The following is a 12,342-nucleotide window of genomic DNA, read 5'->3' as shown; positions in this document are numbered from 1 at the left end:
CCCCCACTCTCACTCCCACTCCCGCCCCCATACCCCAGCCGCAAGAGCCGGTCGCCCATGCCGAGGCACGCCCTGATTCGCAAGCGCCCTTGCCCGCTGCCGGCAGCACCGTCTCCGGCACGGTCGAACCCATGCCCGTAGTTGCAGCGGCCGGCGCTGCGGGTGCCGTCGCTGCCACTGCAGCGGCAGCCATTCCCGTCAAGGCCGCGTTGGTGCCAGCCAAAGCACCTGCACCTGCACCAGCGTCCGTGCACGCAGCCACGCCAGCGCCCGCAAAGCCCTCCAAGGTGGCGACTGAAACCAAACCAGCCAAGCCCGCCAAGTCCGCCGAACCCGTCGCAAAGGCCCCGGCACCTGCCAAGGCCGCCTCGGCGGCTCTGGAGCCGGGCAACTACTACATCAACATCGGCGTGTTCTCTGAAGCAGGCAATGCCGGGCGCGTGGTAGAGCGGCTGGAGAAAGCCAAGCTGCCCACGCTCAGCCAGACCCTGCACAGCAACAAGGGCGAGATCGTGCGCGTGCGCTCGGGCCCCTTTGCCAAGCAGCGCAGCGCCGATCAGGCGGCCGCCAAGATACGCGCCATGGGCATGGAGGCCACGGTCTTCCACCACGCCCCCGCAGAAGGCCGCAGCGCGCGGCGCTGAAGCCTTTGCTGCCACCTGTTACTTCCGCATGCCTTCGGCTTCGCATTGGCCCGGCTCAGCCCGGCTAAGGTATGCGGCATTGTCCGAGGCAGCGCGCCCGCGCCCGCCCTGATACTGCGCAGCAACACCCCATGAATCGAGGAGACAGACCATGCCGATGACCGCCCCCGCCCTCCAACGCCGCCTTGCCGCCCTGGCCCTGCTGGGCGCCACCACCCTGGTGGCCGGCTGCGCCGGCATGAGCAATCCTTTTGGTGGCAGCAGCGGCGGCGGCGCGGCGCAGCCGGCCCCGCGCCCCGTGCAGGTCTGCAATGCGGCATCGGCCCAGTCCTTCGTGGGCAAGAGCAATACCTCGGCCACGCTGGAGGCCGCACGCAAGCAGTCGGGCGCCTACATGGCCCGCGTGCTGCGCGACGGCCAACCGACCACCATGGAGTTCAACCAGGAGCGCCTGAACCTGGTGGTCGACGGCACAGGCCGCATCGTGGCCGTGCGCTGCGGCTGATCGCCGGCCGATTGCGCTGTGGCGCTGGATGAAGAAAGGACGCCGAGGCGTCCTTTTTCAATGGTCGTTGGCCCGCTCACTCCGCCAGGAACAACTCCTGCAGATCGCTGAGGAAGTCAAAGCCCCGCTCCGTGGGCACCACCCGCCCCAAGTCGCGCGTGATCAGGCCCTTGGCCTGTGCGGCGTCCAGCCCCTTGGCGATGGAGGACAGCGGCAGGCCCGTGCGCTCCATGAAGTCCTGCAGCGCAAAGCCTTCGCGCAGGCGCAGCGCGTTGAGCATGTACTCGAAGGGCAGGTCGGCACGGCGCACCTCGCCGTCCTGCGCCAGCGGCGCGCCGGCCAGGGCCTGGTCCATGTAGCGCGCGGGATCGCGAAAGCGCACCTGGCGCACGATGCGGTGCGCAAAGCTGAGCTTGCTGTGCGCGCCCGCGCCTATGCCCAGGTAGTCGCCGAACTGCCAGTAGTTGCGGTTGTGCCAGCACTGGTGGCCCTCACGCGCATAGGCCGAGATCTCGTAGCGCTGCATGCCCGCTGCAGCGGTGCGCGCGGTGATGCGGTCCAGCATGTCGTAGGCCAGGTCGTCCTCGGGGATGGCCGGCGGAAACTTGGCGAAATACGTATTGGGCTCGATGGTCAGGTGATAGACCGACAGGTGCGGCGGGGCAAACGACATGGCCACGTCCAGGTCCCGCGCCAGGTCCAGTTCGGTCTGGCCGGGCAGCGCGTACATCAGGTCGATGTTGAAGGTCTCGAAGCTGTCGGCCGCCTCGCGCACGGCCGCACGCGCCTGGGCGCCGTCGTGCACGCGGCCCACGGCCTGCAGCAGGCGGTCGTCAAAGCTCTGCACGCCAATGGACAGCCGCGTGACGCCGGCCGCGCGGAAGGCGCGGAAGCGGTCGGTCTCGAAGGTGCCGGGGTTGGCCTCCATGGTGATCTCGCAGTCGGCCTCCATGCGCAGGCGCGCGCGGATGGCGGCCAGCAGCCGGTCTATGGACTCGGGCGCGAACAGGCTGGGCGTGCCGCCGCCGATGAAGATGCTGTGCACGGTGCGGCCCCAGATCAGCGGCAGCGCGCTTTCGAGGTCGGCGACCAGGGCGTCGATGTAGCGGTCTTCGGGCAGCTCGGGGCCGTCGCGGCCATGCTCGTGCGAGTTGAAGTCGCAGTACGGGCACTTGCGAATGCACCAGGGCAGGTGCACATACAGCGACAGCGGCGGCAGGCTGCCCAGCTGCAGCGTGCCGGGGCGCATGTAGTGCTGGATGTCGCGCTGCACGGCGGCCTGGGCGCCGGAGGCCGAATCCTGGGGCTGGATGGGAATCATCGCACCCAGCGCTCGCGCACGAGTTCGATCATCTGCAGCGTGGCGCGGCCGCGGTGGCTGTGCGCGTGCTTCTCGGCCGGGTCCATCTCGGCAAAGGTCTGGCCCAGCTCGGGGATGTACATCACGGGGTCGAAGCCGAAGCCCTGCGTGCCACGGCGCTCGGTGGTGATCTCGCCGAGCACACGGCCCATGGCGATCAGCGGCTCGGGGTCCCTGGCGCTGCGCACGCCCACCAGGGTGCTGACCATGGCGGCGCGGCGGTCGGCAACGCCCTGCATCTGCTCCAGCAGGGCGCGCACGTTGTTGTCGTCGCTTTTCTCGTAGCCGAACTGCGTGCAGTAGTAGGCCGTGTCCACGCCCGGCAGGCCGCCGAAGTGCGAGACGCACATGCCGGCGTCGTCGGCAATGGCGGGCAGGCCCGTGCGCTCGGCCGCGAAGCGGGCCTTGGACAGCGCGTTCTCCACGAAGGTGCAATGCGGCTCGGGCGCCTCGCCCTCGAACAGGTCGCCCTGGCGAATCAGTTCAACGCCCAGCGGGGCGAACATGGCTTGCAGCTCGGCGAGCTTGCCGCGGTTGTTGGAGGCCAACACAATCTTCATCGTAGAAATCCAGTCGGGCGCCCGTGCGCCCTTTGTCGTCAATAGGTTCGGTAGTCCATGCGCGCCACCGGCACCGCTGCTGCGGGCCGGCAGCGGCGTTCAGCGCTTGAACTGGCGCTCGGCCGAGCGGCGTATCGCCTCGTTGATCTCGGCGATGGAGCGCTCGATGGCGGCGTCATCCAGTTCATCTTCCAGGTCTTCGATTGGCCCCCCCTGGATCGTGGATTCAAACGCGTCGTTCTCGATGTCCTGGGTGGAGATGCCCATGGTGGACGCGAAGGCGTCGGGCGTCTCCCACTCCATGGCGATGGCCGTGACGTTGTCGCTGGCATCGCCCGCGTTGCGCAGCGCCGTTTCCACCAGCTGGGGGATGGCCTGGGACACGGTGCGGCCGTGCAGGGTGCGCATCAGGTGCCCTTCGTCCACGCTTCCCCACAGGCCGTCGGAGCACAGCAGCAGCTTGTCGCCCTGCTCCAGCCGGCGCGGCTCGGTCACGTCGTAGATGGGCTTGGACGGCGAGCCCAGGCAGGTGAACAGCACATTGCGGCTGGATGTCTTGAGCTGCGCGGCGATCTCCCCCATCTCCAGATAGGAGTGGTCGCGCGTGCGCACCAGCAGTTCGCCACCGCGCACCAGGTACAGGCGCGAGTCGCCGCAGTGGATCCAGGTGATCTTGCCCTTCTGGATGACGGCCGCCACCAGCGTGGTGCGCGGCGTATCGATCATGCCCTTGGCGCTGGCGTAGCGCAGGATCTGCCGGTGCGCATGCAGCAGCGCATCGACCAGAAAGCCCTGCGGATCGTCCAGCAGCGGCTTGGCCTGGCGCTGGAAATGCACGGACATCACCTGCAGCGCCAGCTGCGCGGCGACCTCGCCTTCGGGATGGCCGCCCATGCCGTCGGCCAGCACGAAGAGCACGGCCTCCCGCGTGTAGCAGTAGCCCATGCGGTCTTCATTGAGCGCGCGGCCGCCGCGGCGGCTCAGCTGAAATACCGAAAACCTCATGGCTTGCGCTCCTGGCCGACGGCCGGCAGGCCCGCCGCGCCGCTGATCTTCTGCATGTTCTTCTTGGCGTCGGTCACCAGCGTGTCCAGTTGCAGGCGCATGCGCTCGGAGACACTGAGCTTGGTGTAGCGGCGCTCACCCTCGCGGCTCAACTCCTTTTGCAGCGCAAACACCGACTGCGGGCGCGAACCCGGGTCCATGGCCATGCACCACTCGACGACTTCGATGAGGTTGTCCGAGTACACGCCGCGCAGCTTGGTCAGCGCCAGCGTGAGCCGGTCCTTGTCCTGGCGCTGCGGCGCCTCGTTGGGCGGAAAGCCCTGCATGCAGGCATAGATGCAGGCGCCGATCGCGTAGATGTCGGTCCAGGGGCCGAGCGACGCATCGCGGCGGTACATCTCGGGCGCGGCAAAGCCCGGCGTGTACATGGGGCGGATGAAGTTGCCTTCCTTGGACAGCACCTCGCGCGCCGCGCCGAAGTCGATCATCACGGCGCGGTCGTCATTGGTGATGAAGATGTTGGCCGGCTTGATGTCCAGGTGCAGCATCTTGTGCTGGTGCACGATGCGCAGGCCGCGCAGCACCTCGTCGAACAGCGAGCGGATGGTCGATTCGCGGAACACCTTCTCGGCCTTGAGCTCGCGCGCGGTGACGACGAAGTCCTGCAGGGTGGCGCCCTCCAGGTAGTTCATCACCATGTAGACGGTTTCGTTCTCGCGAAAGAAATTGAGCACGCTGACCACGGAAGCGTGCGAGATCTGGGCAAGAGAGCGCCCTTCCTCGAAGAAGCTCTTGAGGCCCAGGCGGTACAGCGAAAGCTTTTCGGGAGCCACGGCGGGCTGCAACTCTCCGGGGGCACGGGTGGCCAGCGAGGCGGGCAGGTATTCCTTGATCGCAACCTGCTTGCCCTCTGCATCCAAGGCCAGGTAGACGACGCCGAAACCGCCGGAAGCAAGCCTGCGCACCACCCGATAGCCGCCGATCGTGCTGCCTGGCGGCAATGGCGCCGGCTTGATCTTGGAAGACATTTTTCTCCGGTGAGTCTCAGGGATGGGGCGAAACCCGGATAATCGGGCAATTGCAAGCATCCATCAAAAGTCCAATGCCAGTTTACAGCATGACCGGATACGCCAGTGCCCAGCACGGCGCGTCCGCAGAAGATGGTGGAGCGTCGGGCCGCAACAGCCGGCTCGGTCTGGAGATCCGCTCGGTCAACAGCCGCTTCCTGGATCTTTCGTTCCGCCTGCCCGACGAGTTGCGCGCCCATGAGCCGGCCTTGCGGGCCCTTCTGACCGCCCGCCTCAAGCGCGGCAAGGTCGAAGTGCGCGCCGCCATCGACAACGACGACGGCAACTCCCTGCCCGACCCCTCCACCGCCATGCTGCAGCGCCTGGCCATGCTCCAGGACACCGTCCAGTCCTGGCTGCCCGACGCTCGCAGCCTGTCCGTCTCCGACGCACTGCGCCTGGCCAGCGGCGGCGCCAACTCGGCCATCGACTGGGGCAGCGTGCTGCCCACGCTGGCAGAGCAGGCCCTGACCGAACTGCTGGAGGCCCGCGCCCGCGAAGGCAAGCGCCTGGCCACCATGCTGCTGGACCGCATCGCCCAGCTGCGCAAGCTCGCGGCAGACGCCACGCCCCTGGTACCCCAGCTCGTGGAGCAGCAGCGCCTGCGCTTCATGGAGCGCTGGAAGGAGGCCATGGCCCTGGCCGAAGGCGCCGTGGCGCCCGAAGCCGCCCAGGACCGCGCCCTGACCGAGGCCACGGCCTTTGCCATCCGCATCGACGTGGCCGAGGAAGTCACCCGCCTGGACTCGCACCTGGACGAGATCCAGAGCCTGCTCAAGAAGGGCGGCGAGATCGGCAAGCGCCTGGACTTCCTGATCCAGGAACTGCACCGCGAAGCCAACACGCTGGGCTCCAAGTCCGCCACGCTGGAGCTGACCCGCATCAGCGTGGACATGAAGGTGCTGATCGAGCAGATGCGCGAGCAGGTGCAGAACATCGAATAAGCCCATCACAGATGCCCATGCGTAACCAAACTGCGCACAAATCCATGGATTACCCCGGAAACCTCTTTGTCGTCTCGGCCCCCAGCGGGGCCGGCAAGTCCAGCCTGGTGCGAGCCTTGCGCGAGTTCGATGCTCGCGTCTCGCCCTCCGTCTCCCACACCACCCGCGCGCCGCGTGGCCAGGAAAAGCACGGCCGCGAGTACTACTTCGTCTCCGACCAGGAGTTCGACACCATGGTGTCGAACAACGCCTTCGTCGAATGGGCGAATGTGCACAGCCGCCGCTACGGCACGGCCAAGAAGGCGCTGGAAGAGCGCATCCAGGTCGGCACCGACGTGCTGCTGGAGATCGACTACCAGGGCGCGCTGCAGGTCAAGGAGGCGTTTCCGAACGCCGTTCTGATCTTCATCCTGCCGCCCAGCTGGGACGAGCTTCGCGCACGCCTGGAAAACCGGGGCGAGGATGCGCCCGAGGTGATCGAGCTGCGCCTGACGAACGCGGCCGAGGAGATGGCCCAGGTGGCGAAATTCGACTTCGTTATAATCAACGAATTGTTCGAGAGCGCACTGTTTGATCTCAAGACGATCATCCACGCCCAGCGCCTCAAGTATGCGGCTCAGCGCAGCCGCCGCGCAGAGACCTTCGAGTCTCTCAATATTTCTGTACCCAACTGACGTTTCCCGGAGATCCTGATGGCACGCATCACTGTTGAAGACTGCCTGGAGCAGATCCCTAACCGCTTCCAGCTCGTGTTGGCCGCCACCTACCGCGCCCGCATGCTGAGCCAGGGCCACACGCCCAGGATCGAAACCAAGAACAAGCCCGGTGTCACCGCCCTGCGCGAGATCGCCGAAGGCAAGGTCGGCCTGGAGATGCTGAAGAAGGTTCCGGGCTGATTTGCTGCAAAGCAACACAATGGCCCCACAAAGAGCACCGCACAGCGGTGCTTTTTTTACATGAAGCCTGCACAAACCCGCATGCACGCTACATTTAAGTCATGAAAGCGGCCTTGACTTCGTTCACAGCCCCCTCTGATCCCGTACCGACACCCCGGCCCGAGCGCATGTCTGCAGAGCAGGCAGCGAGCGTGTCGGCCAATGCCTTTGCCGGACTGATGGAGCACCTGGGTTACCTGGATGCCACCAGCATCGAGCAGGTGCGCGAAGCCTATGCCTTTGCCGACCTGGCCCACAGCGACCAGTGGCGCAGCAGCGGCGAGCCCTACATCACCCATCCCATTGCCGTCACCGCGCTGTGCGCGAGCTGGAAGCTCGACGCGCCGGCCCTGATGGCCGCGCTGCTGCACGATGCGATGGAAGACTGCGGCGTCACCAAGGCGGACCTCGCCCAGCGCTTCGGCCAGGACGTGGCCGAGCTGGTCGACGGCCTCACCAAGCTGGACAAGCTGCAGTTCAACACGCGTGAGGAAAACCAGGCCGAGTCCTTCCGCAAGATGCTGCTGGCCATGGCGCGCGATGTGCGCGTCATCCTGATCAAGCTGGCCGACCGCACCCACAACATGCGCACCATGGGCGACATGCCGCGCAACAAGTGGGGCCGCATCTCGTCGGAGACGCTGGAGATCTACGCACCCATCGCCCACCGCCTGGGCCTGAACCAGACCTACCGCGAGCTGCAGGACCTGGCCTTCCGCCACCTGCATCCCTGGCGCTATGCCACGCTGGAAAAGGCCATCGCCCGCTCGCGCAAGCGCCGCCGCGACCTGGTCCAGCGCGTGCAGGACGAGGTCAATGCGGAGTTCGCCAGCGCAGGCCTGCAGGCACGCCTGGCAGGGCGCGAAAGCACGCTGTATTCGCTCTATCTGCGCATGGAGAAGAACCAGCTGAGCTTTGCCAAGGTGACGGACGTCTACGGGTTTCGCGTCATCCTGCCGCGCGTGATCGACTGCTATACCGCGCTGGGCGTGCTGCACCAGATGTACAAGCCCATGCCGGGCCGCTTCAAGGACTACATCGCCATTGCCAAGAACAATGGCTACCAGTCGCTGCACACCACGCTGGTGGGCCCCTCGGGCGTGAACATCGAGTTCCAGATCCGAACCGAGGAAATGCACATCGTCGCCGAGGCCGGCGTCGCCGCGCACTGGCTGTACAAGGCCCAGCCCGGCCACGATTCCGAGCAGCTGGGCACGCAGTGGCTGCAGTCGCTGCTGGACATACAGAACGAGACGCGCGATGCGGCCGAGTTCTGGGACCACGTCAAGGTGGACCTGTTCCCCGACGCCGTCTACGTGTTCACGCCCAAGAGCGAGATCATGGCCATGCCGCGCGGCGCCACCGTGGTGGACTTCGCCTATGCCATCCACAGCAAGGTCGGCAACCACATGACGGCCGCGCGCATCAACAACGAGGAAGTGCCGCTGCGCACCGAACTCAAGAGCGGCGACGTGGTGCAGATCGTCACCTCCGAGGACGCCACGCCCAACCCGGCCTGGCTGGGCTTCGTGAAGACGGGCCGCGCGCGCTCCAAGATCCGCCACTACCTGAAGTCGGCCGCGCAAAGCGAATCGGCCCGCCTGGGCGAGAACCTGCTGGCCCAGGCCATGCGGGCCGAAGGCATGGATGCCGTGCCGCCGGCCGATGAGGCCAACCAGGCACTGTGGGACGAGGTGCTGCGCATGGCCGGCAGCCGCAGCCGCGCCGACCTGATGGTGGACATCGGCATGGGCCGGCGCATTGCGTCGCTGGTGGCCTCGCGCCTGACGGCGCTGATGGCGCGCCACGGCCACCGGCCCGACGCCCTGCTGCTCACGCGCGAACGCTTCAACTCCAGCAACCGCCCCTTCCAGGGCGCCGTGCTGCTGGACGGCTCCAACCAGGGCTCCATCCACTACGCGCAATGCTGCCGCCCCGTGCCGGGCGACCCCATCGTGGGCTACCTGGGCAGCGGCGAAGGCCTGATCGTCCACCATGCGCAGTGCAAGATCGCGCAGCGCCTGCAGGAAAAGGACAGGGACCGCTTCATCGTGGTCGAGTGGGCCGATGACATGGATGCCGCGCGCCTGTTCGAGGCACGCATCGTGGTCACCGTCAACAACGGCAAGGGCGTGCTCGCGCGCGTGGCGGCCGAGCTGGCCGGCGCCGAGGTGGACATCCTGCGCGTGGACATGGCCGACGAGGCGGCCATGAGCACCACGGACCTGTGCTTCGTGATCTCGGTGCACGACAACCAGCAGGTGGAGTCCGCGCTGCGCAACCTGCGCCGCGTGCACTCGGTGGTGCGCGCATCGCGCGTCATCCCCTGAACACTGCCCCGCTCCTGCGGGGCTTTTTCATTGCTCCAGGTCCTGGGCCAGCTGCTGCAGCAACGGGCCGCAGTCCTGCTCGATCTTGAGGGCCAGCAAATCCTCGGAGCGCATGCGGCCCTGGTTGATGGCCGCCACCGGCTTGCCCTGGGCGACGGCCTCATGCACAAAGCGCAGGCCTGAATACACCATCAGCGACGAACCGGCGACCAGCAGCCCGCCGGCCTGCTGCAGCATGGCGCGCACGGCCTGCACCCGCTGGCTGGGCACGCCTTCCCCGTAGAACACCACATCGGGCTTGAGCACGCCGCCGCAGTGCGGGCAGGCCGGCACGTCGAAGCGGCTGAAGTCGCGCCCCTCCAGATCGGCATCGCCGTCGGGCGCGGCCTGGGCGCTCAGGCCGGCCCAGCCAGGGTTGCGCTCCAGCAGCATGGCCTGCAGCACGGCGCGCTCCATGCCGGTGCCGCAGCCCATGCAGCGCACGGCTGCGATGCGGCCGTGCAGGTCGATGACGCCATCGCTGCCCGCGGCCGTGTGCAGGCCGTCCACATTCTGGGTGACCAGGCCTTCGATCCATCCGCGCTGCTGCAACTGCGCCAGTGCCGCGTGGGCTTGGCCGGGCCGGGCCTGCGCCATCACGGGCCAGCCCAGCAGGCTGCGCGCCCAATAGCGCTGGCGCGTGGCATGGCTGCCCATGAAGGCCTGCAGCGTCACCGGCTGGGGGCGCTTCCACTGGCCTTCCAGATCCCGGTAGTCCGGAATGCCGGAGCCCGTGCTGCAGCCCGCACCCGTCAGCACCAGCCAGCGCCGGCCGGGCGGCAGCAAGGCGCGCAGGACCAGCGCGGCATCGTGCAGAACCGGGGATGGTGATGGCAGCGTAGCGATGGCGGTCATGGCCGCACAGCATAGCGGCCCCGCACGCCCAATGCAGAAACACCGTGTTGCACTCCGAGCCGGGGCGCAGCGGAGACAATGGCCGGATGCCCCACGCACACGCCACCGCCCAAGCCACCGCCCACGCCTTTCCCACCGCCCGCCAGCCCGCAGCGCTGAACCTTGCCGCCCTGGCCACCACCCTGGCCGCCGTGCTGCTGGCCGGCTGCGCGTCCCGGCCGGCGCCTGCGCCGGCGGTCACGGTGCCGCCCACCATGCCCGTCCCCACGGCGCCTGCCGCGCCCGTGCAGCCCGAACCCGCCACCGCGCCGGATGCCGACCAGCAGGCCGAGGCCACCAGCTTCGAAGCGTGGAAGCGGGATTTCGCGCGCAAGGCGCTGGACGCCGGCATCTCGGAGAAAACCGTGCGCAGCGCACTGGAGCCTGCCCGGCTGCAGCGCCGCGCGGTGCAGCTGGACCGCTCGCAGCCCGAATTCACGCGCACGCCCTGGCAGTACCTGGACAGCGCCGTATCGGCCCAGCGCATTGCCCAGGGCCGTGCCAAGCTGCGCGAAGCGGCTGCACCGCTGCAGTCGGCCAGCCAGCGCTATGGCGTGCCGGCCGAGGTGATCGCCGCCATCTGGGGCATGGAAAGCAATTTCGGCGGCAACTTCGGCAACTTCCCCACGGTCGATGCGCTGGCCACGCTGGCTTTCGACGGCCGGCGCGCCGCCTGGGCGCAAAAGGAGCTGCTCGCAGCCCTGCGCATCATCGACAACGGCGATATCGATGCGGCCCACATGATCGGCTCCTGGGCGGGGGCCATGGGCCACACGCAATTCCTGCCCTCCGTGTTCCTGGCCTATGCGGTGGACGCCGATGGCGATGGCCGCCGCGACATCTGGGGCAGCCTGCCCGATGTGACGGCCTCCACGGCGAACTACCTGGCCCACTCGGGCTGGAAGACGGGCGAGCCCTGGGGCGTGGAAGTACGCCTGCCGGCAGGCTTTGACCATGCACGCGCCGAGACCAGCGTGCGCCAGGACAGCGCGCAATGGGCGGCCGAGGGCGTGCAGGCCGTGGACGGCCCCACCCTGCCCGCCATGGCCGATGCCAGCGTGATCGCACCGGCCGGCGCACGCGGGCCGGCCTTCATGGTGGGCGCCAACTTCCGCACCATCCTGCGCTACAACAACTCCGTGAATTACGCGCTGGGCGTGGGCCTGCTGTCGCAGCAGCTGGCCGGTGGCCCGGGCGTGCAGACGGCCTGGCCGCGCGATCTGGCACCGCTGTCGCGCGAGCAGTTGCGCGCCTTGCAGGCCGCGCTCAACGAACGGGGATTTTCGGCCGGCACGGCCGATGGCGTGATGGGCCCGGCCACGCGCGCAGGCCTGCGCCAGTTCCAGCAAAGCCAGGGCCTGGTGGCCGACGGCTATCCCACGCTGGAGCTGCTGCAGAAACTGCAGCCCTGAACGCTCACCCGGCGGCGCTGCCCGGCTCCGGGTAGGTGACTTCCAGCACTTCCAGCGTGCGCACACCTGCGGGTGTGGGCAGGGCCACCTCGTCGCCCACACGGGCCTTGAGCAGGGCGCGCGAGACGGGTGCGATCCAGCTGACCTGCTGGCGTGCGCTGTCGGCCTCGTCGATGCCCATGATGGTGATGGTGCGCTCCTCGCCCTCGTCATCGACATAGGTGACGGTGGCGCCGAAGTAGATCTGCTCGCTGCCGGCATGCACCGAGGGATCGACCACCTCGGCGATCTCCAGCCGCTTGGTCAGAAAGCGGATGCGCCGGTCGATCTCGCGCAGGCGCTTCTTGCCGTACAGATAGTCGCCGTTCTCGGAGCGGTCGCCATTGCTGGCCGCCCAGTGCACGATCTCCACGATGCGCGGGCGCTCGTTGTCGATCAGGTCCAGCAGCTCCGTCTTCAGCCGCGCGAAGCCCTGGGGCGTGATGTAGTTCTTGCCGCCCGGCGGCAAGGGCGGCAGGCCGACTTCATCATCGTCGTCGCCGTCGGATTCCTTGGTGAAAGCCTTGCTCATAGGGAGCCGATCTTCACACAGATCACCGCAGCAGGCGAAGACGCCGCACAAACCACGACACCAACTGAGCACAAAC

The 12,342-nt window shown here is 67.7% G+C and carries 13 protein-coding genes; 7 read left to right on the top strand and 6 right to left on the bottom strand.

Going from position 1 to position 12,342, the window contains the following annotated elements; translation table 11 throughout:
- Together A9976_RS10045 and A9976_RS10040 are read left to right on the top strand one after the other, a co-directional pair.
- A partial coding sequence (locus tag A9976_RS10045) for an SPOR domain-containing protein (protein ID WP_183018881.1) occupies positions 1-644 on the top strand: 644 nt, incomplete at its 5' end.
- Positions 645-795: 151 nt separating this feature from the next.
- Positions 796-1,149, top strand: a complete 354-nt coding sequence (locus A9976_RS10040) for an I78 family peptidase inhibitor (RefSeq protein ID WP_183018880.1) — start codon at positions 796-798, stop codon at positions 1,147-1,149.
- A gap of 76 nt (positions 1,150-1,225) precedes the next feature.
- Here the strand turns inward: A9976_RS10040 and hemW are convergent, their stop codons facing one another.
- The 4 genes from hemW to A9976_RS10020 form a co-directional block, all read right to left on the bottom strand.
- Positions 1,226-2,470 (bottom strand): radical SAM family heme chaperone HemW, encoded by a 1,245-nt coding sequence (gene hemW, locus A9976_RS10035; RefSeq protein ID WP_012203958.1) that lies wholly within the window; start codon positions 2,468-2,470, stop codon positions 1,226-1,228.
- Positions 2,467-3,069 carry an RdgB/HAM1 family non-canonical purine NTP pyrophosphatase gene (rdgB, locus tag A9976_RS10030; RefSeq protein WP_183018879.1) on the bottom strand — a complete coding sequence of 201 codons (603 nt, stop codon included), beginning with the start codon at positions 3,067-3,069 and terminating at the stop codon, positions 2,467-2,469. The genes hemW and rdgB overlap by 4 nt, the downstream gene beginning before the upstream one ends.
- 99 nt (positions 3,070-3,168) lie before the next feature.
- Positions 3,169-4,074 carry a PP2C family serine/threonine-protein phosphatase gene (locus A9976_RS10025; RefSeq protein WP_183018878.1) on the bottom strand — a complete coding sequence of 302 codons (906 nt, stop codon included), beginning with the start codon at positions 4,072-4,074 and terminating at the stop codon, positions 3,169-3,171.
- Positions 4,071-5,102, bottom strand: coding sequence for a serine/threonine-protein kinase (locus tag A9976_RS10020; protein WP_012203955.1), 1,032 nt, complete (start codon positions 5,100-5,102; stop codon positions 4,071-4,073). Before A9976_RS10020 ends, A9976_RS10025 begins: the two co-directional genes overlap by 4 nt.
- An 89-nt stretch (positions 5,103-5,191) precedes the next feature.
- Between A9976_RS10020 and A9976_RS10015 the strand changes: the two genes are divergently transcribed.
- From A9976_RS10015 to A9976_RS10000, 4 genes are all read left to right on the top strand, one after another.
- Positions 5,192-6,085, top strand: a complete 894-nt coding sequence (locus A9976_RS10015) for a YicC/YloC family endoribonuclease (protein ID WP_232245905.1) — start codon at positions 5,192-5,194, stop codon at positions 6,083-6,085.
- 44 nt (positions 6,086-6,129) lie between these two features.
- Entirely contained in the window at positions 6,130-6,759 is a 630-nt protein-coding gene (gene gmk, locus A9976_RS10010; RefSeq protein ID WP_013803794.1) for a guanylate kinase, read from the top strand.
- An 18-nt stretch (positions 6,760-6,777) separates the two neighbouring features.
- Entirely contained in the window at positions 6,778-6,981 is a 204-nt protein-coding gene (gene rpoZ / locus A9976_RS10005) for a DNA-directed RNA polymerase subunit omega (RefSeq protein ID WP_012203952.1), read from the top strand.
- 101 nt (positions 6,982-7,082) lie between these two features.
- On the top strand, positions 7,083-9,350 hold the full coding sequence (locus A9976_RS10000; RefSeq protein WP_183018876.1) for a bifunctional (p)ppGpp synthetase/guanosine-3',5'-bis(diphosphate) 3'-pyrophosphohydrolase: 2,268 nt from the start codon (positions 7,083-7,085) through the stop codon (positions 9,348-9,350).
- Positions 9,351-9,377: 27 nt separating this feature from the next.
- On the opposite strand, the gene A9976_RS09995 is transcribed toward A9976_RS10000, so the two are convergent.
- Positions 9,378-10,244 (bottom strand): NAD-dependent protein deacetylase, encoded by an 867-nt coding sequence (locus A9976_RS09995; RefSeq protein ID WP_183018875.1) that lies wholly within the window; start codon positions 10,242-10,244, stop codon positions 9,378-9,380.
- Between the two features lie 86 nt (positions 10,245-10,330).
- On the opposite strand from A9976_RS09995, the gene A9976_RS09990 reads away from it, so the two are divergent.
- Entirely contained in the window at positions 10,331-11,695 is a 1,365-nt protein-coding gene (locus A9976_RS09990; protein WP_183018874.1) for a lytic murein transglycosylase, read from the top strand.
- A gap of 4 nt (positions 11,696-11,699) precedes the next feature.
- On the opposite strand, the gene greB is transcribed toward A9976_RS09990, so the two are convergent.
- A complete protein-coding gene (gene greB, locus A9976_RS09985) occupies positions 11,700-12,266 on the bottom strand; it encodes a transcription elongation factor GreB (RefSeq protein WP_013803797.1) in 567 nt (188 codons plus the stop codon).
- Between the last annotated feature and the right edge of the window lie 76 nt (positions 12,267-12,342).

Source organism: Delftia sp. UME58, from assembly GCF_014170385.1.
GTDB lineage: Bacteria > Pseudomonadota > Gammaproteobacteria > Burkholderiales > Burkholderiaceae_C > Comamonas > Comamonas acidovorans.
Note: the sequence above shows the minus strand (reverse complement) of the source record. Positions and strands in the feature narration are given on the sequence as shown.

Excerpts from the sequence above, each read along its gene's own strand:
- A9976_RS10040 (WP_183018880.1), top strand. The coding sequence starts at position 796 with ATGCCGATGACCGCCCCCGCCCTCCAACGCCGCCTTGCCGCCCTGGCC.
- hemW (WP_012203958.1), bottom strand. The coding sequence starts at position 2,470 with ATGATTCCCATCCAGCCCCAGGATTCGGCCTCCGGCGCCCAGGCCGCC.
- rdgB (WP_183018879.1), bottom strand. The coding sequence starts at position 3,069 with ATGAAGATTGTGTTGGCCTCCAACAACCGCGGCAAGCTCGCCGAGCTG.
- A9976_RS10025 (WP_183018878.1), bottom strand. The coding sequence starts at position 4,074 with ATGAGGTTTTCGGTATTTCAGCTGAGCCGCCGCGGCGGCCGCGCGCTC.
- A9976_RS10020 (WP_012203955.1), bottom strand. The coding sequence starts at position 5,102 with ATGTCTTCCAAGATCAAGCCGGCGCCATTGCCGCCAGGCAGCACGATC.
- A9976_RS10015 (WP_232245905.1), top strand. The coding sequence starts at position 5,192 with ATGACCGGATACGCCAGTGCCCAGCACGGCGCGTCCGCAGAAGATGGT.
- gmk (WP_013803794.1), top strand. The coding sequence starts at position 6,130 with ATGGATTACCCCGGAAACCTCTTTGTCGTCTCGGCCCCCAGCGGGGCC.
- rpoZ (WP_012203952.1), top strand. The coding sequence starts at position 6,778 with ATGGCACGCATCACTGTTGAAGACTGCCTGGAGCAGATCCCTAACCGC.
- A9976_RS10000 (WP_183018876.1), top strand. The coding sequence starts at position 7,083 with ATGAAAGCGGCCTTGACTTCGTTCACAGCCCCCTCTGATCCCGTACCG.
- A9976_RS09995 (WP_183018875.1), bottom strand. The coding sequence starts at position 10,244 with ATGACCGCCATCGCTACGCTGCCATCACCATCCCCGGTTCTGCACGAT.
- A9976_RS09990 (WP_183018874.1), top strand. The coding sequence starts at position 10,331 with ATGCCCCACGCACACGCCACCGCCCAAGCCACCGCCCACGCCTTTCCC.
- greB (WP_013803797.1), bottom strand. The coding sequence starts at position 12,266 with ATGAGCAAGGCTTTCACCAAGGAATCCGACGGCGACGACGATGATGAA.